Consider the following 21546-nt stretch of genomic DNA (forward strand, 5'->3'; position numbering starts at 1 on the left):
ATAATTTCAGCTTTTAAAAATAACTTCGCGGTACTTTTGTCTAGACTACCTTAATTTCGGGAAAATTGCGATAAATTTCGTTGAAATTAGCCAAGATGGCGCACAATTTACCCTTTTTGCTGCAAATAATCAACGGCAAAGCGCAGCGCATAATGATAACCCCGCGCGCCCAAGCCACAAATCACGCCCACGGCTTTGTCGCTCAAATAGGAATGATGACGAAACGGCTCGCGCGCGTGCACGTTGGACAAATGCACCTCCACAAATGGGATCGCCACACTCAGCAGCGCATCGCGCAGTGCCACACTGGTGTGAGTGAAGGCCGCCGGATTGATAATGATGAAATCCACCTGCTGAAAGCTTTGGTGAATTTTGTCAATCAACCCCACCTCACTGTTGCTTTGAAAACACTCCAACACCGCGCCTAAACGCTGCGCCTCTTGCGCCACATCTTGCTCGATTTGTGGCAGGGTCAAGCGCCCGTAGTGCTCAGGCTCACGTTTGCCCAGCATGTTCAAATTCGGGCCGTTGAGTAATAAAATCTTCATGCTTGTCCTCATTAAATTTATGCCATTATACGCAACTTTCGCCAAATAACCGCACTTTTCTCATCATTTTCAGCGATTTTGTGACAAACTCGACATTAAATCGCCTGCACCACCGCACTTTGCAACCCCGCCAACGGCAAGTTTGAGCCAGGCCACGCGCGCACCAGCTGAGTGTGCATCAAATCCAGCGTATCAAGCCCTGGCGTGGTTTCAGGCGTGTATTGCGCGGCGATGCGCGCCAATTGAGTCAGCCCAAAGCTCGATTCAATCGAAGAGCTTATCACCGCCAGCATTCCCTGTGCGTGCGCCTGTTCAATCAACGCCACACAGCGATCCAGGCTACCGACCAACGTGGGTTTAATCACAATTGCGCGCACATTGTCAGACGCTGCCACCGCAAAGTGCGGTTCACGCACGCTTTCATCCCACGCCAAAGCAATGCCCGTTTCGCGCGCAAACTCAAGGCTCATCGCCGGCGTTTTGCACGGCTCTTCAATAAATTGAATGCGCGCACGGTGTTCAGGTTTAACATATTTCGCAAATTGGCGCGCCTTTTCCAGCGTCCACGCGCGGTTAGCATCAAGGCGCAGTTGCAAATCAGGAATGGCTTCTAAAAACATATCGGCAATCAGCCCGTCGCGATTGGCCTCATACAGCCCGACTTTGATTTTGGCGACTTTCTCGCCTTCAATGTTGTCCAATTTGGCATACAGCTCATCAGGGTCGCCATAGCACAACGGCGCAAACGCCGTGTTCATCACCTCACCCAACTCCCCGCCAAGCTCCGCCATCGCGCAACTCAGCCCAAACGCCACCGACGGATAAAGCCCCGTGAGCGGCGTTTTTTCACACGGGCAACGCAACGCCGACCAGCCTTCCAGCCACTCTCGCGCCTGCGCCAAAGCCTGCTCGAGCGTTTCCTCGCTGTATTCCGGCAGCGGTGCAATCTCGCCCCAGCCTTCATGCTCACCGCACTTCACCTGCACCAGCAAGCCGTCGCGCTGCTTCAAAAACCGATTACGCAACACCACCTGTGAGTCCATTGGGATGGTGTAGTGATAGAGTTGATACGATCGCATGGTTATCCTTATTGTTGTTAATGCCAAACACGGTTATGCCTAAAGTGCGGTCAACCGCACTTTTGCTTACGGGTTGCGTTTAAATTTGCTGAAGTCGGGTTCGCGTTTTTGGTTAAAGGCGTTGCGGCCTTCTTGGCCTTCTTCTGTCATGTAAAAGAGCATGGTGGCGTTGCCAGCCAGTTCTTGTAATCCAGCTTGGCCGTCGCAGTCGGCGTTGAGTGCGGCTTTCAAGCAGCGCAGGGCGATTGGGCTGTTTTGCAGCATTTCACGGCACCAGCGCACGGTTTCGCGCTCGAGTTCGGCATAAGGCACCACGGTGTTGACCAAGCCCATGTCGAGCGCTTCTTGAGCGTTGTATTGGCGGCATAAAAACCAGATTTCGCGCGCCTTTTTCTGCCCAACGATGCGCGCCATGTAGCTCGCGCCCCAGCCGCCGTCAAACGAGCCTACTTTTGGCCCAGTTTGCCCGAACACGGCGTTGTCAGCCGCGATAGTTAAATCACACATCATGTGCAGCACATGGCCGCCGCCGATGGCGAAGCCTGCCACCATCGCCACCACCGGTTTCGGGCAGGTGCGGATGTCGCGCTGAAAATCCAACACGTTGAGATGATGCACGCCGCTGTCGTCTTTATAGCCGCCGTAATCACCGCGCACTTTTTGGTCGCCGCCCGCACAGAAGGCTTTTTCGCCTTGGCCGGTGAGCACAATCACGCCGATGTTTTCATCAAACCGCGCATCAGAGAAGGCATGAATCATCTCTTTGACAGTTTGCGGGCGAAAGGCGTTGCGCACTTGTGGGCGGTTGATGGTGATTTTCGCGATGCCGTCACGGGATTTGTGATACAAAATATCGCTATAATCGTTGCTGCAATCAAGCCACTCAACAGGGGCGTAGAGCATTTCTTCACTTGGGTATAACATGATGCTTCCTTATAAAAATGGTTGAAAAAGTGCGGTCAAAACACGGGCGAAGGCTTTCGGGTTGTCGCGATGGGCATTGTGGCCAGCGTTGTCAATGGTGTGCGTGATGAGCGCGTGCTCTTGCGCCAACTGGCAGAATTTTTGGTCATGCTCACCACAGAGGTAATGCACCGAAAAGGGGCTGTTTTTGACCGAATCAATAAAACAAGGCTGCTTGGCTAAACTGGTGGCCAGCAGCATTTGGCTGACAGCCTCTGGCGCGTTGTCGGCGCGCTCTGCGATCAAGGCACTGCGTTGAGCTGCAGTGAGGTGGGCAAACACGTCTTGTTGATACCACGCGCTGAGGGTTTGCTCAATCGGGTGGTGAGCAAAGTGCTCTGCCCACAAGTTGTCATGCTCCCAGCGCAGCTGGCGCGCCGTTGGGTCTTTCAGCCCAAGGTTGGCGCCTTCGAGCACCAATAAGTGCGGTTGGCGCCCTTTGGGCAAAAAGGCATAGCTGTAATAAAGCGCAATGCGCGCGCCGAGCGAGTAGCCAATCAAAATCAGCGGGCGTTTGCGGTAGGGTTCGAGCTCGCCATCAAGCCAGCAGGCCACGTCAAAAAAGCTCTCCACGCTCACGTCACGGTTTTCGCCGTGAAAAGGCAAATCCAAGCTTAACGTTTCCAGCTCAAGCTGCTCTTCAACGGCTTGCCAGTCGTGTTTGTCGCCTAACAGGCCGTGTAAAAATACTGCAATTGGCTTAGCCACCGATCACCGCCTTAGCAATTTGTTCGAGTAAATTACGATAAATGTCACTGCCCTCACTCGGGGCGGATTTAATTTCAATTAATGTGGTTTCTTTGCGGGCGTAGGCTTGCTTGAGCACGGTGTTGAGATCCGCCCAGGTGTATGGCCGCTGGTAATTCAAACCAAACATCGCCGCCGCTTGGGCAAACTCCAAGCCGTGCGGCAGACGATAAAATGGCTCTTTCACACTTTGCTCCACGCCAAGCAGGTTGAAAATCGACCCGCCGTTGTTGTTGATCACAAACAAAATGGTCGGCTGCGGCACTTGGCGCAGCAAGGCCAGCGAGTTGAGATCATAAAGCGCACTGACATCACCGAGCATCGCCACCAGCGGCTGATTTTTGGCACGCCCAATGCCGGCAGCCGTGGCAATCAAGCCATCAATGCCGCTGGCGCCACGGTTGGTAAACACGGGGTAATCCTCGGGCAAAAAGCCCAACGCGTCCACCAAGCGCACAAACAAACTGTTGCCCAAAAAGAGCGCGCCGTTGCGGGGCAAAATGCGCTCAACATAGTGCGCTAGGGCCGCCTCATTAAGCTTGCCGCCGACTTGTTGGCTGATGAACTCACGGCAAAATTTTGACAACGCCAACGGCTCAAGCAGCCACTCACGCTGGCGCAACGGCGGGTGCGCACGCAGCCAGTGATGCACAGGCGCAACAAAGCGCGTGGCGCGGTGATGGTGCGGGTCAAGCGCTGCGTCACTGGCATCCACTTGCCAAAACTCGCCTTGAAATTCGGATAAAAACTGCTGCACCCGTTTGCTGATGATCTGCCGGCCGAATTGAATCACAATATCAGCCTGCAATAACTTTTCGCGCACGGCGTCATTGGCCAGCCAAATATCAGCGTGCGGCAGCGGCGCGGAAATGCCCGATTGAATATCGCTTATCATCACCCAGCCAAGCGTTTGCGCCCATTGCGCCAAGCCCATGCGCTCGCGCGCGTTAAGCTTGCCGGCCACAATTACGCCGCGTTTGGTGCGCCACTCATCCCAGTGCTCGTGCACCAACACCTCACTTTGCCCGTGGGGATACATGCGCCAATGCTGGCTGCTTTTAAGCCAGGGCTGAATAGGCTCAAGCCACGGATGGGCGCTGACCGCACTTTCATCAGCGCCATAAAGCGGCTCGGCAAAAGGCACGTTGATGTGCACCACGCCGCCGCGTTGTTGTTGGTATAACGCATCACTGAGCACGCTCAACAGCCACTGGGCGCTGAGCGCTTGGCTTGGGCGCGGCAAATTCAGCGCCGCGACGGGATACTGGGCAAAAATGCCTTGCTGGTCAATCGCTTGGTTGGCGCCGCAGTGCAATAATTCCACGGGGCGGTCGGCTGAGAGCACAATTAACTTTGCACCTGTCAGGCTGGCTTCAATCACGGCGGGGTAAAGGTTGGCCACCGCGGTGCCCGAGGTGGTGATGACCGCCACGCTTTGGTTATTCGCCTGTGCCAAGCCAAGGGCTAAAAAGCCCAAGCCGCGCTCGTCAAAATGGGTGTGAACGCGAACACGTTGCTCACGCTCAAGGCGCGCGGCTTCCAGCGTTAAGGGGGTTGAGCGCGAGCCCGGTGCGATGCAGATGTGCTGCACCCCTTGGCGGGCCAGTGCGGTTAAAATAACGCGCGCCCAAACACGATTAAACAGTGCAACCGACATGATTATCTCCCGTTATAATGCAAAACAGACAAAATCCCTGCCATTTTGCGTTCAATTTCTTGCCATTCTAACAAGGGATCGGAACCTGTCACAATCCCTGCGCCAGCATAAAGGTGGATTTGCGAGCCTGATCGACGTGCGCTGCGAATCGCCACGCAAAACTCGCTGCTTTCACGGCTCATCAGCCCAAAGGTGCCGGCATACCAGCCGCGGGCAATGTTGTGTTGCGCTAAAAATACCATCGCGGGCGCTTTCGGCAGCCCGCCGACTGCAGCACTGGGGTGAATGGCCTGGGTACATTGGCTGTCGCCGACCGCACTTTTTAATTTGGCGGCAATTGGGCGGGCGAGGTGCTGCACATAGCCCAGCCTGCGCCCCTCTAATTCGCCAACGTGGATGGCCTCAGCCAGTGGTGTGAGTTTTTGCACAATGTCGTCAACCACAAGATGGTTTTCATGGCTGTTTTTGCTATCTTGCATCAGCCACGCCAAGGCGCGTTGGTCGGCCTGCTCGCTCTCACCGCACTTGACGGTGCCAGCGAGTGCTTCGGTGTCAAGCCGCTCGCCATGGCGGCGATAAAAGCGCTCTGGGCTGATGCCAAAAAAGGCCTCATCGGCACGTTCTGCCCACAAAAAAGCATAACACGCGCGCTGCTCGGCGCTGGCGTGGGCGATGAAATCGACCACATTCAAGTCATTTTTCAGCGTATAACACTTCGCTTGCGCGGGTACTACTTTGGCAAACTCGCCTTTGGCAATGCGTGACAGCGCCAAGCGCACCAGCTCGCACCACTGCGCTTGGTCATAGGCCTGCGAGGTAAAGGCCAGCTCTGTGGCCACGGGTGCAATCGCTTCAGGCGAATTTAACCCCGCCAGCCACTGGCTGACCGCACTTTTACTTTCGCCCGCGCAATAGCACAATGTAGCGCTCACGGCGGAATCGGTGCAATGCAACAACAGCCGTGGCAGCAAAAATTGCCCTTGGCCGTCAAAGGTCACACCGCCGATCACTTGCAATGGCGCGTGTTTTGTAACAAACGCTTGCGCGTCGGCGACGCTGTCAAAGCGCGCCACCTGCCCCAGCGCCAGGGTCAACCCATGGCGCTCACGCGGCTGCCAAACACACTGCGGGTAGTGCCGCTGGCCTTTGAGCCACGCCAAAGCGCTAGCATCGTGTTGGCCCAGTGGCTGGGTGTGGCTCAGGGCGTAATACGCTTGTTGATTATTGTCTTCGGCACTGAGCAAAGCGGTGTGGAGCGCGTGTTGTAATGATGCCCAACAATTCGGCACAAAAAACTCCAAACTCATTAATAAAACTAAAGGAGGAATTTTACCGCACTTTTGCAAAAATTGCGGATAAAATCTTTAATTTTTTGCGCCAAAAGCGTAAAGTAAAGGCAATGATCGCTTCGTTTAAGGACAATTATGAACACCTTCCCCAAATCCGATAAACTTGAACACGTCTGTTACGACATCCGCGGTGTGGTGCACAAAGAGGCGCTGCGCCTAGAAGAAGAAGGGCACAAAATCCTCAAACTCAACATTGGCAACCCTGCCCCGTTTGGCTTTGAAGCGCCTGATGAAATTTTAGTCGACGTGATGCGAAACCTCCCTACCGCGCAAGGCTATTGCGACTCCAAGGGGCTCTATTCCGCGCGCAAAGCGGTGGTGCAATATTACCAATCCAAAGGGCTGCGCAGCCCGTCGGTGAATGACGTGTATATCGGCAACGGTGTCTCTGAGCTGATTGTGATGTCAATGCAAGCGCTGCTCAACGACGGCGACGAAGTGCTCGTGCCAATGCCAGATTATCCGCTGTGGACGGCGGCAGTCACTTTATCAGGTGGCAAAGCGGTACACTATATGTGTGATGAAAGCGCCGATTGGTTCCCAGATATTGATGATATTAAAAGCAAAATCAGCGATCGCACCAAAGGGATTGTGATCATCAACCCAAACAACCCAACTGGCGCGGTATACAGCCGAGAATTGCTGCTGCAAATCGCCGAAGTGGCGCGGCAAAATAAATTGATCATCTTTGCCGATGAAATTTATGACAAAATTCTCTACGACGGCGCGGTGCATCATCACATTGCTGAGCTCGCCCCTGATTTATTGACCGTCACCTTCAGTGGCCTTTCCAAAGCTTATCGTGTGGCTGGTTTCCGACAAGGCTGGATGTTGCTGCACGGGCCAAAACACGCCGCCGCCGGCTACATTGAAGGCTTGGATATGCTCGCCTCAATGCGTTTGTGCGCCAATGTGCCGATGCAACACGCCATCCAAACCGCACTGGGCGGCTACCAAAGCATTAACGAGTACATTCTCCCGGGCGGGCGGCTTTTGGAGCAGCGCAACAAAGCCTATGAGATGCTCAACAGCATCCCTGGCATCAGCTGCGTCAAGCCAATGGGCGCGATGTATATGTTCCCGAAAATCGACACCAATATGTACAACATCTATGACGATGAAAAATTTGTACTCGATCTCCTCATGCAAGAAAAAGTCCTGCTCGTCCACGGCCGCGGCTTCAACTGGCACCAGCCTGACCACTTCCGCGTGGTCACACTCCCGCACGTGCAGCAGCTTGAAACCGCACTGAAGCAATTAGAAAAATTCTTAAGCAGCTACCGTCAATAACACAAAACCCCACCGCTCGGTGGGGTTTTTAAGCTCAACGCAAAATGCGCTGACCGCACTTTGATTACAAACTAAACGGTTTGACGTAAGGCAGCATGCCTTTGCTGAGCATTTTGCGCAGGTCGCTGTTGTAGTTTGTGCCAAGCCCTTGGATCTGGAAGTTGATGCCAAAGGCGTTGTCGTAAAACACCTCTTTGTCGCTGTTGCGGGTGGTGTGCGTGCTGGAGGTGAGATAACGCCGTGCGCTGAAAGTCACGTTCCAACAGCAGGTGTTGTATTGAATGCCGGCGTATTGCTCCACGGGTTTGCCCAGCGCTACGTCGTGGTAATAACGCCCGACCACCGCCCAGTTGTCGCTGACATCCCATGCGAAGGTGGCGCCCACTTGCTTGATGTCTTGATTATAGCGGTTGATGCCGTTGAGCAAGTTTTGGTCAATGTAGTTTTTCGAGGCGTAGCGGTAGCTCAGCTGCACCAAATTGTTGCCCGATGGATTGTATTCCAACGCCATGTTCGCCAGCGAGGTTTCGCTCAAGGTGGTGTCATACTGATAGCTGCCGCGCCAATCCCAATGCGGGTTGATTTTCCAGTTGGATTCCAGCGCCCAAGAAGAGGACGAATGCCCACTGGTGCTGTTGACCGCACTTTCATCCACTTTGGAGTCCCGCAAGTAATAAATTTGCCCTAATGATAGGTTAAACCGCTCTTGCGCTTGCTTGTCGAACAACCGCGTGGTGCCCCCCGAGGGTGACTTGATTGGCAGAGGCTATGCGGTCAAGCCCGCTGTAGCGGCGATCGCGGAACATTGAGAAGTAATCTTGCTGCAGCAAGGCGCTGTCGTAGCCAAGCCCCAAGAAGCTGGAGTTGAGCCCTTTGGCACCAATGTTGCTTTGGTTTTTATACGGGCGGTAGAGGTACTGCACGCGCGGCTCGATGGTTTGTGAATAATCTTTAAACAGCGTTTTATTGGTTAACAATACGGTCTCAAGGTCCGCTTTAAATTGCGGCAGCACGCGGGTGACCGCACTTTGCACTTCAAAGGCGTTAGCGCCCTTGCCTTGTTTTTGCGCATAATGGGTCGCGTAAACCTTGCCTTGCAAATTAAGGCTGGCGTATTGATTGCTCAGCGGCAAATTCAGCTCCGGCTCCAGGTGGAAGCGCCAGGCGCTTGGCATGCGTTTTGAATCGTTGTCAAAATGCACCGCTTGAGCAAAGAGCGCGTAGTTCACGCCCCACGGGTTTAGGTCATCGGAATAGTAGTGAAAATCCACCTGCGGCAGCGCGCGATACGGCCCGATTTGAGCAATATCAAACACTTGGAATTGGCGGCCAGAAATGGTGAGATTATAATTCGGCTGATAATAGCTGAGCTTAAATTGCTGCGTGGCGTAACCGTCGGTGCTGCTGCCGTATTGCGAGGTGAAATCACTGAAATAGCGTTTATCACTCACGCGAGTGAAATCCACAGCCAAGCGCCAGTCATAAGGCAATTGCGCGCTGTGTTGCCAGTAGAACAAGTGGCGGGATTTGTTCTCACCGATGTAGTCTTTCAAGCGGTCTTTAGCGAGGTATTCGCCCGCGATTTTGCCCAGCCCTAAGGTGGTTAAATAACGAAATTCGCCCAGCAGTTGCAGCCCACGCTTGCTCATGTATTTTGGCGTGATGGTGGCGTCATAATTCGGCGCAATATTCCAATAAATCGGCTGCCCCCAGCTCAAACCATCACGGCTTGAAGAGCCAAAATCCGGCATCAACAAACCGCTGCGGCGGCGATCACCCAGCGGGAACTGCCAATACGGCGTGTACAACACTGGCACGCCCAGAATGCGAAAGCGCGCCCCCCACATCTCCGCCACTTCTTCTTGCAAATCTTGGCGGATTTCATTGGCTTCAATCGACCAGGCGTTGTCATCAGGCAAGCAAGAAGTAAAGGTGGCGTTGCGTAAAGTGCGGTAGCGCCCTTGCATTTCAGCCTGTTCCGCGCTGCCGCGGCCTTGGCGGTCAACAAATTGATAGTCAAGGTTGCGAATGTCACTGTCTTTACTGTTGAGATCGATTTTCGCATCGCGGCCTTTGAGGGCAATCATGTCATCTTGATAGCGCAGCGCGCCGTTAACAAAAGCGTAGCGCTGGGCTTTGTCGCCACGTTTTTCGGTGGTGATTTGCGCGTGTTCAGAATGCAAAGTGCGGTTGCCTTGCTGAATTTGCACATCGCCGCTGTAGGTGGCTTGCGTGGCGTTTTTCATCTCGCCGCGGTCGGCTTCAATATAAACAGGCATGTCGTTAACATTGCCAGTGACTTTTTCGCCTTCAAAGTGCGGTACGCCCAACAGGCACTGCTGCTTGAGGTCGGCGGCGGCGTGGTTGGCATAAAGTGCGGTGCACACCAGCACCGTTAAAAGGGTAATATGATTGCGCTTCATTGCATTACCATCGGTTGAAATAGACTTAGCGTGATTGTACAAGAATTTGGCGCGCAACGCATATTTTTCTTAAAGTGCGGTTGAAATGAAACTTTTACCTATCAGACAAATTATTGGCACATTTGCGTTCGAGAGGTTAGAATGGTGGGAAGTTTTTACTGAAAAGAAGGAATCATTATGTCACAATTACAAGCCCTACGCGAAATGACCGTAGTTGTTGCCGACACCGGCGACATTGACGCCATCAAAACCTATCAACCACAAGATGCTACCACCAACCCATCATTGATTTTGAGCGCCTCATCACTGCCGCAATATGCGCAGCTGATCGACGAAGCGGTGGAGTACGCCAAAGCCCAAAGCCAAGACAAAGCGCAACAACTCATTGATGCGGAAGATAAATTGGCTGTCAATATCGGCTTAGAGATTTTGAAAATCGTCCCAGGGCGCATCTCAACGGAAGTGGACGCGCGCCTTTCCTACGACACTGACGCCACAGTGGAAAAAGCCCGCCGCTTGATCAAACTCTACAACGACGCTGGCATTCAAAATGACCGCATTTTGATCAAAATCGCCTCGACTTGGCAAGGCATCCGCGCGGCGGAAATTTTGGAAAAAGAAGGCATCAACTGTAACCTCACCTTATTGTTCTCGCAAGCGCAAGCACGTGCCTGTGCTGAAGCGGGTGTTTACCTCATCTCCCCGTTCGTTGGCCGCATTCTAGACTGGCACAAAGCTAACGGCGAGAAAAAAGAATTTGCACCAGCTGAAGACCCAGGCGTGATTTCGGTGACCGATATTTACAACTACTACAAAAAACACGGCTATGAAACTGTCGTGATGGGCGCAAGCTTCCGCAACGTGGGTGAAATCACCGAACTGGCCGGCTGCGACCGCTTAACCATCGCACCAGCGCTGCTCAAAGAACTGCAAGACAGCGACGCCAAACTCGAGCGCAAATTAGAATACAAAGGTGAAATTGCCCCTCGCCCAGAAAAAATGACCGAAGCGCAATTCTACTGGGAGCACAACCTCGACCCAATGGCGGTTGAAAAATTGGCCGAAGGCATCCGCAAATTTGCCGCTGACCAAGAAAAACTCGAAGCCATGCTCGAGAAAAAACTCTAAGGGCACTTTGTGTTTTAAAAACAAACCCCACCAGCCGGTGGGGTTTTTGTTGGCGTTTAAAATTGTCGCTCTTCAAACAACCATTCGCCATCAGGTTGCTTGATCACATTATAAATACGGCTGGCGCCCTCTTCACTGGAAGGTGAGATATACCGCACTTTGAAATAAAGCGCATTGGCCGCACTCATTTTGATGCTGTGAATACTTTGGATATTCAAGCACCCTGAACGGTGGTAATTCATATTAAGTGTTGGCTGAACATACGTCCATGTTTTATCAAAATAAGGTTTGACTTGGCTGGTGGTGGCATCACAGGCAATCAACCCAAAACTTTTTTGATCCTTGGCGTGGCTTGTTTGAACGCACTTCTCGCATTTTTAGGCACAACGGCTTTTTTTAAGGCGGCATCAATTGATTGCTGCGTGTTGTCATCAACATAGATCAAGCCACCTGATAGTGCGGAATTGACTTGGCCTAATGTTGAATTGACCGTGCTGGCAATGTCACTCAGCGGTTGGCAGGCAGCAAGACAAGATGTTGTGATGATAAATAGCGTTTTTTTCATATTTCCCTCAATAACCACTTGACATGCAAATAAAAAAATCGCTTAATTTTACAGCACAGCACAGCACAAGCACTTTGCAACTTTTTTGTCGCCACGACCGCACTTTGCCTATTCAAAGTGCGGTTGGCGTTTTTGAGCCTCTCTCATGGTACAATGTGCAATAACAATTGAGATTACGGGCGCTTTGCTATACACTATGATCCCGTCTTAGATAAGCCAACTTATCATCAATCAAATTCAACTATTAGGTTTCAAATGGCTACCAATTATATTTTTGTAACAGGCGGTGTTGTATCTTCTTTAGGCAAAGGCATTGCTGCCGCCTCCCTTGCCGCAATCCTTGAAGCGCGTGGGCTGAATGTCACCATGATGAAGCTCGACCCATACATCAACGTTGACCCAGGCACCATGAGCCCAACGCAACACGGCGAGGTGTTTGTCACCCAAGATGGCGCGGAAACCGACCTCGACCTTGGGCATTATGAGCGTTTTATCCGCACCAAAATGACCAAACGTAACAATTTCACCACTGGCAAAATCTATTCTGAAGTGCTGCGTAAAGAGCGCCGCGGTGATTATTTGGGCGCGACCATTCAGGTTATCCCACACATCACCAACGAAATTAAGGCGCGCGTGATCGACGGCGCAGCCGACCACGATGTGGCGATTGTAGAAGTCGGTGGCACCGTGGGCGATATTGAATCGCTGCCCTTTTTAGAAGCACTGCGCCAACTGGCGGTGCAGGTCGGGCGTGAGCGCACGCTCTTTATGCACCTGACCTTGGTGCCATACATTGCCGCCGCCGGCGAGCTGAAAACCAAGCCAACTCAGCACTCAGTGAAAGAGTTGCTCTCTATCGGGATTCAGCCTGATATTTTGATTTGCCGCTCTGATCGCGCCATTCCAGCCAACGAACGCGCCAAAATTGCGCTGTTTTGTAATGTGTCTGAAAAGGCAGTAATTTCGCTGAAAGACGTCAGCTCCATTTACCAAATCCCCGCGTTGTTGAAATCACAAGGCTTGGATGACTTTATCTGCAAACGCTTCCACCTCGAGTGCCCTGAAGCGGATTTGAGCGAGTGGGAGCAAGTGCTTTATCGCGAAAGCAACCCAAGCAATGGCGATGTCACCATCGGCATGGTGGGCAAATATACCGAGCTGCCAGATGCCTATAAATCCGTCAACGAGGCATTGAAACACGCAGGCCTGGCCAATCGCGTGAACGTGCACATCAAATATGTTGACTCACAAGATGTGGAAACCAAAGGCACTGAGATTCTCAAAGGCTTGGATGGCATTTTGATCCCAGGTGGCTTTGGCTACCGCGGTGTGGAAGGCAAAATCGCCACCGCACAATATGCCCGCGAAAATAACGTGCCGTATTTGGGCATTTGTTTGGGCATGCAAGTGGCGCTGATCGAATACGCACGCCACAAAGCGGGCATGGCGAACGCAAACTCCACCGAGTTTGACAAAAACACGCCATACCCAGTGGTGGGGCTGATCACCGAATGGCAAGACGCCGACGGCAATGTGGAAAAACGCTCTGATAACTCCGATCTCGGCGGCACCATGCGCTTGGGCGCACAGCAATGCCATCTCGCGCAAGGCTCAAAAGCGCGTGATATTTATGGCGCAGACACCATTGAAGAGCGCCACCGTCACCGTTATGAAGTGAACAACAACTTGCTGCCACAAATCGAGCAAGCCGGCCTTAAAGTCAGCGGCTTGTCGGCAGACAAAAAATTGGTGGAAATCATCGAGCTGCCAAACCACCCATGGTTTGTCGCCGCCCAATTCCACCCTGAGTTCACCTCCACCCCGCGCGACGGCCACCCGCTGTTTGAAAGCTTTGTCAAAGCCGCGCACACGCATCAGGAAGCGAAGTAAACGAACTCAAACGCCTTTATCGGCCTGACTGATAAAGGCGTTTTTTATCAAAGTGCGGTTTAGACAAAATGAATATCGAAGTCTGTGTTGAAAATAGTGAATCCATCGAGGTTGTCAATGGCTCTGGGGCGGGGCGGATTGAGTTGTGTAGCGCGCTCGGTGTGGGGGGATTGACGCCGTGTTATGGATTGCTAAAAAGTGCGGTTAAAATAGCGAAACTGCCCATTGCGATGATGGTCCGCCCGCGCGCGGGGGATTTTTTATTCAGCCGTGATGAGGTGGCGATGATGCTTGACGACATCCAAATGGCGCACGAGCTCGGTGTGCGTTGCGTGGTGATTGGCGCGTTGACCGCGCGCGGCGAGATTGATGTCGCCACCACGCAGCGCCTGGTTGAGGCGGCAGGGCCTATGGAGGTGACATTCCACCGCGCGTTTGACGTGTGTGCTAACCCACACACCGCACTTGAAACGCTTATCGATCTCGGCTGCACGCGGTTGCTGACCTCTGGCCAAGCGCCTTCAGCGTGGCTGGGGCGTGCGCTTATCGCCAAATTAGTTGAGCAAGCACGCGGGCGCATCAGCATTATGGCGGGGGCGGGCGTGAATGCACAAAACGCCAAAGCGTTGTTGGCCGCCAGCGGTGCCGACGAGCTGCATTTGTCGGCCAAGCGCTTTCGCCCTAGCGCCATGGAAAACCAAAGTGCGGTCGCGATGGGGCAAAACGCCGATGACGACCAGCGCATTATGGTCACCGATGGTGAGGAACTCGCGCGGCTGCGCCGTTCACTGGGCTTGCAATAAAGCAACAAGCGTGCGCTAAACTAGACTTAAATCAATCAATTTGTAATTTTTACAAGACAAACGGCGCAAATAGCTTTAAAATCGGGAAAGATTTTTTTGAATTAAACCTTAGCACAAATGAGGAAAAAAAAATGGCTAAAATTGTAAAAGTACTTGGTCGTGAAATCATCGATTCACGTGGTAACCCAACCGTTGAAGCAGAAGTTCACCTTGAAGGTGGCTATGTTGGCATGGCGGCTGCGCCATCTGGTGCATCAACCGGTTCACGTGAAGCGCTTGAATTGCGCGATGGTGACAAATCACGCTTTTTAGGTAAAGGTGTGATCAAAGCAGTTGCAAACGTGAACGACGTTATTGCGCCGGCGCTTATCGGCAAAGATGCGACCAAACAAGCTGAAATCGACCAAATCATGCTTGATTTAGACGGCACAGAAAACAAACCAAATTGGGTGCTAACGCAATTTTGGCGGTTTCACTGGCTAATGCTAAAGCAGCAGCCGCAGCAAAAGGCATGCCACTGTTTGCATGGATTGCTGAACTCAACGGCACACCAGGCCAATATTCAATGCCATTGCCAATGATGAACATCATCAACGGTGGTGAGCACGCTGACAACAACGTAGACATCCAAGAATTCATGATTCAACCAGTGGGTGCGAAAACTTTGCGTGAAGCCCTTCGCATCGGTGCTGAAGTGTTCCACAACCTTGCTAAAGTGTTGAAAGGCAAAGGCTTGAGCACAGCGGTTGGTGATGAAGGTGGTTTTGCACCAAACTTAGAATCTAACGCCGCTGCGTTGGCGTGCATCAAAGAGGCCGTTGAAAAAGCCGGCTACGTATTAGGCAAAGACGTGACTTTGGCGATGGACTGCGCCTCATCTGAGTTCTACAACAAAGACAACGGCATGTACGAAATGAAAGGCGAAGGCAAATCATTCACCTCGCAAGAATTCACTCACTACTTGGAAGAGTTGTGCAAAGAATACCCTATCGTGTCTATCGAAGATGGCCAAGACGAATCAGACTGGGAAGGCTTTGCTTACCAAACTAAAGTGTTGGGTGACAAAGTGCAATTGGTCGGTGATGACTTGTTTGTAACCAACACCAAAATCTTGAAAGAAGGTATCGAAAAAGGTATCGCTAACTCTATCTTGATCAAATTCAACCAAATCGGTTCATTGACCGAAACCTTGAACGCGATCAAAATGGCGAAAGATGCAGGCTACACCGCTGTGATCTCTCACCGCAGTGGCGAAACTGAAGATGCCACCATCGCAGACCTTGCAGTAGGTACTGCAGCCGGCCAAATCAAAACCGGTTCAATGAGCCGCTCAGACCGTATTGCGAAATACAACCAATTGATCCGCATCGAAGAAGCCTTGGGCGACAAAGCGCCATTCTTAGGCTTGAAAGCGGTGAAAGGCCAAGCTTAATTTTTGCTTGATGAAAAAGGCTACCTGCGGGTAGCCTTTTTGTTTGACCGCACTTTGCCTTTTGCTCTTGCATTCACCGCTAGGCAATGTCAAACTGAGAGAATAACCCAATGCAAGGAGTGCCTATGCCACAGGAACCGAATTTCGCCCAAGAAGCCGAAAAATACGACAATCCCATCGCCAGCCGCGAGTTTATTTTACAAACCATCCGTGATCACAATGCGCCAATGAGCCGCAGCGATTTACAAACCGCACTGTCGATCACCGATGAGGCGCAGCAAGAAGGCCTGCGCCGGCGCCTGCGCGCGATGGAAAACGACGGCCAGCTGGTGTTCACCAAGCGCAAATGCTATGCCCTGCCTGAAAAGCTCTCGCTGCTTAAAGGCACTGTGCTCGGGCACCGCGATGGCTTTGGCTTTTTGCAGGTGGAAAACGGCCAAGACTGGTACATTCCTAATAATCAAATGCAGCGGGTGATGCACGGCGATTATGTGCTGGCGCAACCCAACGGGTTTGACCGCCGCGGGCGGCAAGAAGTGCGGATTGTGCGCATTTTAGAAAGCCGTAAAAAGCAAATTGTCGGGCGCTTTTTCCTGGAAAGTGGCATTGGTTATGTGGTGCCTGATGACAGCCGCATCACGCAAGATATTTTAATCCCAGACGAGCATCGCTTAGGCGCGCGCATGGGGCAAGTTGTGGTGGTGGAGTTGCAGCAACGCACGCGCAAAAATCAGCCGGTGGGCAAGATTGTCGAGATCCTTGGGGATAACATGGCGCCGGGCATGGAGGTGGAAATTGCGCTGCGCAACCACGACATCCCGCACGTGTTCCCTGAAAGTGTTGAAAAGCAGATCGCCAATTTAAAAGAAGAGGTGCCAGAGGAGGCGAAAAAAGGCCGCGTGGATTTGCGCGAGCTGCCGCTGGTGACGATTGATGGCGAAGACGCACGCGACTTTGACGACGCCGTTTATTGCCGGCAAAACGACAATGGCAGCTGGACGCTGTGGGTGGCAATTGCCGATGTGAGCTATTATGTCCGCCAAAAAACCGCACTGGACACTGAAGCCCGCGCACGCGGCAATTCGGTTTACTTCCCAAATCGGGTGGTGCCAATGCTACCCGAGGTGCTCTCCAACGGATTATGCTCACTCAACCCGCAAGTTGACCGCCTGTGCATGGTGTGTGAAATCACACTCAACAAGCGCGGCAAAATGACCAACTACCAATTCTACGAAGCGGTGATGAACTCCCACGCGCGGTTGACCTACACCAAAGTGTGGAAGATTTTGCAAGGCGATGACGCCCTGCGCGAGCGCTACGCACCGTTGGTGGGGGATTTAGAAGCGTTATATGCGCTATATAAAGTGCTGATCAGCGCGCGCAAAAAACGCGGCGCGATTGATTTTGACACCATTGAAAGCAAGTTTATTTTCAACGCCCAAGGGCGCATTGAGCGCATTGAGCCGCTGGTGCGCAACGACGCGCACAAAATCATTGAAGAGTGCATGATTCTCGCCAATATCGCCGCCGCCAGCTTTATGGAAAAAACCAAAGAGCCTGCGCTTTATCGTGTGCACGCCACCCCAAGTGAGGAAAAACTCACCGCATTTCGTGGCTTTTTGAAAGAGTGCGGCTTAACCTTAAGCGGTGGACTGAAACCAACCCCTGCCGATTATGCCGAGCTGATGGAAAAAGTGCGGTCACGCGCCGATCACGAATTGATTGAAACCATGCTGCTGCGCTCCATGAGCCAGGCGGTCTATTCTGGTGACAACATTGGCCACTTTGGCTTGGCGCTGGCGGAATACGCACATTTTACCTCGCCGATTCGCCGCTACCCTGACCTGAGCCTGCACCGCGGGATCAAATATCAACTGGCCAAAGCCCAAGGCTCCAGCAAGCGCACCACCGCCACCGGCGGCTATCACTACACCTTAGATGAAATCGACCAACTTGGCGAGCACTGCTCCATGACCGAGCGCCGCGCCGACGACGCCACCCGCGATGTGGCCGACTGGCTGAAATGTGAATTTATGCAAGACCACGTTGGCGAAGAGTTTGACGGCATCATCTCCTCTGTCACCGGCTTTGGCTTTTTTGTGCGCTTAAAAGACCTCTTTATCGACGGCTTAGTGCACATCTCCACGCTGGACAACGACTACTACCACTTTGATGCCCCAAGCCAGCGCCTGATTGGCGAAAACAGCGGGATGTATTACCGCTTAGGCGACAAAGTCAAAGTGCGGGTCAATGCCGTCAGCCTCGAAGAAAACAATTGATTTTGCCTTGATTTCAAGCGAACGCAAGCCGCAACGCGTGGGTAAAACCGCTAAAGATCGCGCCAAAAAGCCACGTTATAGCGAAGCGCTGGAAAAACGCCTCGCCAAAGGCAAAAGTGCGGTCAAAAAAGAGAAAAAACCGCGAAAACGCAGAAATAAACGTAAAAAATAGAGTGATGTTGCATGAACGCGCCAACCCATTTAGTTTTACTCACCTTTGGTGACCGCCTTGAGACCCATTATCAAGCGGCGTTGTCGATTTTGAGCTTTCTCAACGATCGCCATATCGCCAAGGTGATTGTGATTACTGATCGCCCCGATTTTTATCGCTGCTTTGGCGATCGCGTGGCGTTTATCACCATTGACGAGGCCACCTTGCGCGACTGGCAAGGTGAGATGCAGTTTTTCTGGCGAGTGAAAATCAAAGCGTTGCAAGCCGTGGCAGAGCGTTACCCAGCCGAGTCAATTTTGTATGTCGACTCCGACACCGTGCTTGGCGCGCCGTTGACGCCGTTAATTGACGGCCTCAATCGTGGCCAGCCGTTTATGCACACCTGTGAAGAGCGCTTGAGCGAAGGCGGAAGCAAAACGGTGCGCAACATGTGGGCGAGCCTGCAAAACCGCACTTTTGCTGGCGTCACCATCGATGCTAACACCGCGATGTGGAACGCAGGCGTCATCGCATTGCCACATGACACCGCGCGCGACATTCTGGCACTGGCATTGGCTATTTGTGATGCGATTTGCGCCACCGATTGCCCACGCCGGCTGGTGGAGCAATTTGCCTTTTCGTTGGCGTTGAATCATCATCAACCGCTGCAAGGCTGCGAGCACATCATCGCCCATTATTGGGGCAACAAAGCGCAATGGAATGCGATCGCACAAGAGCTGCTGCTCACCGCGTTTTTGCATCACGAAAATCTTGAGCAGATGATCGCACGCGCCGCTCAACTGCCAGTGCGCGAGATGCCGATTTTCAGCAAAACCAGCAGCACCGAAAAACGCCTCACGCACCTGATTGGGCGCCTATTTAAGCGCAATCAACACCGTTATTTTAGCCCACAAGAGTAACCCTATGAGCGAGTTAATTTACGGCATTCACGCCGTTTCATCCCTGCTGGCGCGCGCGCCGGAGCGCATTATTGAAGTGTTTGCCCTCAAAGGGCGCGAAGACAAGCGCTTGAGTGCACTTTTGCAACAATTACACCACCTTGGCATCACGCCGCAGCTGGCCAATCGCGCCACGCTGGATAAAAAATGCGACGGCGAAAACCACCAAGGCATCATCGCCCGTATGCAAGCGCAAAAAGAGCTCAATGAAAACGACCTTGACCGCACTTTGCACGGTGTGGCAAACCCGTTTTTGCTGGTGCTTGATGGCGTGACCGACCCGCATAATCTTGGCGCCTGTTTGCGCAGTGCCGATGCCGCGGGCGTCACCGCCGTGATTGTGCCAAAAGACAAATCCGCCCAACTCAACGCCACCGCGCGCAAAGTGGCCAGTGGCGCGGCGGAAACCGTGCCGCTGATTCGCGTCACCAACCTTGCCCGCACTTTGCGTGAGCTCCAGCAAGCCTACAACATTTGGGTGGTCGGCACCGCCGGTGAAGCCACGCAAACGCTCTACCAAGCCAAACTCACTGGCGCCATTGCCTTGGTGATGGGTGCCGAGGGCGATGGCATGCGCCGGCTCACGCGCGAGTGCTGTGATGAACTCATCAGCATCCCAATGGCCGGCAGCGTGTCGTCTTTGAACGTGTCGGTGGCCACGGGCGTGTGTTTGTTTGAAATCGTGCGCCAACGCAGCAATCAGGAGTAATTATGGATTATCGTGTTATCGCCTTCGACCTCGACGGCACTTTACTCAATTCACACGGGCAAATTTTGCCTGAAAACCGCGAGGCGATCGATAAAGTGCGCTCGCAAGGCGTCAAAGTGGTGCTGGTCACCGGCCGCCACCACACCGCCGCACGCCCTTATCATGCCGAGCTCAATCTCGACACGCCAATTATTTGCTGCAACGGCACCTATCTTTATGATTATAAAGACGAAACCGTGCTCAGCGCCAACCCGCTCACCTGGGCGCAATGCCAGCAAATCATCAACCTCAACGAACGCTACGGCATCCATTTGTTGATGTACACTCGCGATGAAATGGCCTTTTGCGAGGTTAACCCTCACATGGCAAAATTCCAACAATGGGCGGCAAGCTGCCCTGAAAACGTGCGCCCGAATTTGCGCCTGCTCACCAGCTTCCACGAGCCGTTAGCCGCCCAGGAAACCATTTGGAAATTTGTGATCAGTGACCCCGATACGCAACTGATGCAAAAGGTGGTCGACACCCTGCCGGCTGACGAATTCAGCTGCGAGTGGTCATGGGTTGACCGCGTGGATATCGCAAGTGCGGGCAACACCAAAGGCAACCGCCTTGCTGCTTTGCTCGATTATTGGGGAATTCCAGCCAGTGCGGTCATCGCCTTTGGGGATAACCACAACGACATCAGTATGCTCACCACCGTGGGGCTAGGCGTGGCGATGGGTAACGCGGAAAGTGCGGTCAAATCCCGCGCGAAATGCACCATTGGTGATAACAATCACGCCAGCATTGCGCAGTTTTTAAACACGCAATTTGCTTAACGGACGGCTAAATTAGTTGATCTTGCTCGCATTTTTGCGTTTTGCGAATTGCATGGGCGCAGGAGATACGGTAAAACAGTATTAACAAATATGTAACCACTCCGCTTGGGCCTTGTTGGTTTGAGCGCTTTGCCTGAAGGAGGTATGTATGCGTAAGAATGTTGGCCGTGTTGACCGTGCCATTCGTATTGCTGTTGGTGCGTTGTTGTGTATTTTGAGTGCGTTGAAGATTATTGGCCCGTGGGGTTATGTGGGCGTGGTGATTGCGATGAGCGGTGTGATTGGTTTTTGTGCGTTGTATCAGTGGTTGGGCTTTGCTACGTGCCCTTATGTGCCACACCCTGATGTGGATGCCGAAGACGATCATGAGCATGAGCGCGTTTAACCTTACTTTAAACCTCACCTTGGGTGGGGTTTTTTGATCTTTTATCACTATCGTTTTTTCTTTCCTTGTTCTCTTTGATAACTCCGTCATCTCTATCGTTTTTCGCCGTTGGCGACTTCCTTTCTTTGCTTGTCCAAAGAAAGGAAGCAAAGAAACGACATTTTGCCCCTGTCCATAAGATATTCGCTTAGTGCCAAATTGCTACGGCTCGCTCGGGATCAAACCCTCCCTCGCCTAGCACTTTAGGCACCCGCTCAGCATCTTATTCCGGGGGCGATCGCATAACCAAATTTTGATTTTTGAAAAACACAAAGTGCGGTCAAAAGCCATTTAAAAGTGCGGTTTTGCGATCAACGTGACCGCACTTTGTA

The 21546-nt window shown here is 52.6% G+C and carries 16 protein-coding genes and 3 pseudogenes; 10 read left to right on the plus strand and 9 right to left on the minus strand.

Translation table 11 applies throughout. From position 1 onward, the window contains the following. Nucleotides 1–107: 107 nt before the first annotated feature. From aroQ to HPC37_RS01945, 6 genes are all read right to left on the minus strand, one after another. Entirely contained in the window at nt 108–560 is a 453-nt protein-coding gene (gene aroQ, locus HPC37_RS01920; protein WP_208121557.1) for a type II 3-dehydroquinate dehydratase, read from the minus strand. Nucleotides 561–643: 83 nt separating this feature from the next. Next, complete coding sequence (menC, locus tag HPC37_RS01925; RefSeq protein WP_208121571.1) at nt 644–1633, minus strand: o-succinylbenzoate synthase; 990 nt, start codon at nt 1631–1633, stop codon at nt 644–646. A 60-nt stretch (nt 1634–1693) separates the two neighbouring features. After that, nucleotides 1694–2551, minus strand: coding sequence for a 1,4-dihydroxy-2-naphthoyl-CoA synthase (gene menB / locus HPC37_RS01930; RefSeq protein ID WP_208121558.1), 858 nt, complete (start codon nt 2549–2551; stop codon nt 1694–1696). Nucleotides 2552–2560: 9 nt separating this feature from the next. Then, nucleotides 2561–3298, minus strand: a complete 738-nt coding sequence (gene menH, locus HPC37_RS01935; RefSeq protein WP_345789991.1) for a 2-succinyl-6-hydroxy-2,4-cyclohexadiene-1-carboxylate synthase — start codon at nt 3296–3298, stop codon at nt 2561–2563. Next, on the minus strand, nt 3291–4994 hold the full coding sequence (gene menD, locus HPC37_RS01940) for a 2-succinyl-5-enolpyruvyl-6-hydroxy-3-cyclohexene-1-carboxylic-acid synthase (protein WP_208121559.1): 1704 nt from the start codon (nt 4992–4994) through the stop codon (nt 3291–3293). The genes menH and menD overlap by 8 nt, the downstream gene beginning before the upstream one ends. A 2-nt stretch (nt 4995–4996) precedes the next feature. Further along, entirely contained in the window at nt 4997–6283 is a 1287-nt protein-coding gene (locus tag HPC37_RS01945; protein ID WP_208121560.1) for an isochorismate synthase, read from the minus strand. Nucleotides 6284–6418: 135 nt separating this feature from the next. Here HPC37_RS01945 and HPC37_RS01950 point away from each other — a divergent pair, with 135 nt between their 5' ends. Continuing rightward, nucleotides 6419–7633 (plus strand): pyridoxal phosphate-dependent aminotransferase, encoded by a 1215-nt coding sequence (locus HPC37_RS01950; RefSeq protein ID WP_208121561.1) that lies wholly within the window; start codon nt 6419–6421, stop codon nt 7631–7633. A 64-nt stretch (nt 7634–7697) separates the two neighbouring features. Here the strand turns inward: HPC37_RS01950 and lptD are convergent. Then, nucleotides 7698–10056: pseudogene (gene lptD, locus HPC37_RS01955) on the minus strand (LPS assembly protein LptD). Nucleotides 10057–10233: 177 nt separating this feature from the next. Between lptD and tal the strand changes: the two are divergent. Beyond that, nucleotides 10234–11184, plus strand: a complete 951-nt coding sequence (gene tal / locus HPC37_RS01960; protein WP_235961273.1) for a transaldolase — start codon at nt 10234–10236, stop codon at nt 11182–11184. Between the two features lie 56 nt (nt 11185–11240). Here the strand turns inward: tal and HPC37_RS01965 are convergent, their stop codons facing one another. Together HPC37_RS01965 and HPC37_RS01970 are read right to left on the minus strand one after the other, a co-directional pair. Then, nucleotides 11241–11507 (minus strand): hypothetical protein, encoded by a 267-nt coding sequence (locus tag HPC37_RS01965; protein ID WP_208121562.1) that lies wholly within the window; start codon nt 11505–11507, stop codon nt 11241–11243. Continuing rightward, nucleotides 11504–11749, minus strand: coding sequence for a hypothetical protein (locus HPC37_RS01970; protein ID WP_208121563.1), 246 nt, complete (start codon nt 11747–11749; stop codon nt 11504–11506). The genes HPC37_RS01965 and HPC37_RS01970 overlap by 4 nt, the downstream gene beginning before the upstream one ends. Before the next feature lie 255 nt (nt 11750–12004). On the opposite strand from HPC37_RS01970, the gene pyrG reads away from it, so the two are divergent. From pyrG to HPC37_RS02010, 8 genes and pseudogenes are all read left to right on the plus strand, one after another. Then, the gene (pyrG, locus tag HPC37_RS01975) at nt 12005–13639 is read left to right on the plus strand and encodes a CTP synthase (RefSeq protein ID WP_208121564.1); all 1635 of its coding nucleotides are present in this window, start codon (nt 12005–12007) and stop codon (nt 13637–13639) included. A gap of 68 nt (nt 13640–13707) precedes the next feature. Then, nucleotides 13708–14442, plus strand: coding sequence for a copper homeostasis protein CutC (locus tag HPC37_RS01980; RefSeq protein ID WP_208121565.1), 735 nt, complete (start codon nt 13708–13710; stop codon nt 14440–14442). A 131-nt stretch (nt 14443–14573) separates the two neighbouring features. Further along, nucleotides 14574–15874: pseudogene (gene eno / locus HPC37_RS01985) on the plus strand (phosphopyruvate hydratase). 110 nt (nt 15875–15984) lie between these two features. After that, a pseudogene (gene rnr, locus HPC37_RS01990) lies at nt 15985–18325 on the plus strand (ribonuclease R). 11 nt (nt 18326–18336) lie between these two features. After that, nucleotides 18337–19224 carry a hypothetical protein gene (locus HPC37_RS01995; RefSeq protein ID WP_208121566.1) on the plus strand — a complete coding sequence of 296 codons (888 nt, stop codon included), beginning with the start codon at nt 18337–18339 and terminating at the stop codon, nt 19222–19224. Nucleotides 19225–19228: 4 nt separating this feature from the next. Next, a complete protein-coding gene (gene rlmB, locus HPC37_RS02000; RefSeq protein ID WP_208121567.1) occupies nt 19229–19972 on the plus strand; it encodes a 23S rRNA (guanosine(2251)-2'-O)-methyltransferase RlmB in 744 nt (247 codons plus the stop codon). Nucleotides 19973–19974: 2 nt separating this feature from the next. Beyond that, complete coding sequence (locus HPC37_RS02005) at nt 19975–20790, plus strand: pyridoxal phosphatase (protein WP_208121568.1); 816 nt, start codon at nt 19975–19977, stop codon at nt 20788–20790. A 148-nt stretch (nt 20791–20938) separates the two neighbouring features. Then, nucleotides 20939–21175 carry a YgaP family membrane protein gene (locus HPC37_RS02010; protein WP_208121569.1) on the plus strand — a complete coding sequence of 79 codons (237 nt, stop codon included), beginning with the start codon at nt 20939–20941 and terminating at the stop codon, nt 21173–21175. Nucleotides 21176–21546: the final 371 nt, after the last annotated feature.

Origin of the sequence: Spirabiliibacterium mucosae (genome assembly GCF_014884965.1) — a bacterium.
In the GTDB taxonomy this organism is placed as follows: Bacteria; Pseudomonadota; Gammaproteobacteria; order Enterobacterales; family Pasteurellaceae; genus Spirabiliibacterium; species Spirabiliibacterium mucosae.

What these genes read in the sequence shown, in the direction of transcription:
- HPC37_RS01995 (WP_208121566.1), top strand. Translation starts at nt 18,337, where the DNA reads ATGAACGCGCCAACCCATTTAGTTTTACTCACCTTTGGTGACCGCCTT.
- aroQ (WP_208121557.1), bottom strand. Translation starts at nt 560, where the DNA reads ATGAGGACAAGCATGAAGATTTTATTACTCAACGGCCCGAATTTGAAC.
- HPC37_RS02005 (WP_208121568.1), top strand. Translation starts at nt 19,975, where the DNA reads ATGGATTATCGTGTTATCGCCTTCGACCTCGACGGCACTTTACTCAAT.
- menD (WP_208121559.1), bottom strand. Translation starts at nt 4,994, where the DNA reads ATGTCGGTTGCACTGTTTAATCGTGTTTGGGCGCGCGTTATTTTAACC.
- HPC37_RS01980 (WP_208121565.1), top strand. Translation starts at nt 13,708, where the DNA reads ATGAATATCGAAGTCTGTGTTGAAAATAGTGAATCCATCGAGGTTGTC.
- rlmB (WP_208121567.1), top strand. Translation starts at nt 19,229, where the DNA reads ATGAGCGAGTTAATTTACGGCATTCACGCCGTTTCATCCCTGCTGGCG.
- tal (WP_235961273.1), top strand. Translation starts at nt 10,234, where the DNA reads ATGTCACAATTACAAGCCCTACGCGAAATGACCGTAGTTGTTGCCGAC.
- menB (WP_208121558.1), bottom strand. Translation starts at nt 2,551, where the DNA reads ATGTTATACCCAAGTGAAGAAATGCTCTACGCCCCTGTTGAGTGGCTT.
- pyrG (WP_208121564.1), top strand. Translation starts at nt 12,005, where the DNA reads ATGGCTACCAATTATATTTTTGTAACAGGCGGTGTTGTATCTTCTTTA.
- HPC37_RS01970 (WP_208121563.1), bottom strand. Translation starts at nt 11,749, where the DNA reads ATGAAAAAAACGCTATTTATCATCACAACATCTTGTCTTGCTGCCTGC.
- HPC37_RS02010 (WP_208121569.1), top strand. Translation starts at nt 20,939, where the DNA reads ATGCGTAAGAATGTTGGCCGTGTTGACCGTGCCATTCGTATTGCTGTT.
- HPC37_RS01950 (WP_208121561.1), top strand. Translation starts at nt 6,419, where the DNA reads ATGAACACCTTCCCCAAATCCGATAAACTTGAACACGTCTGTTACGAC.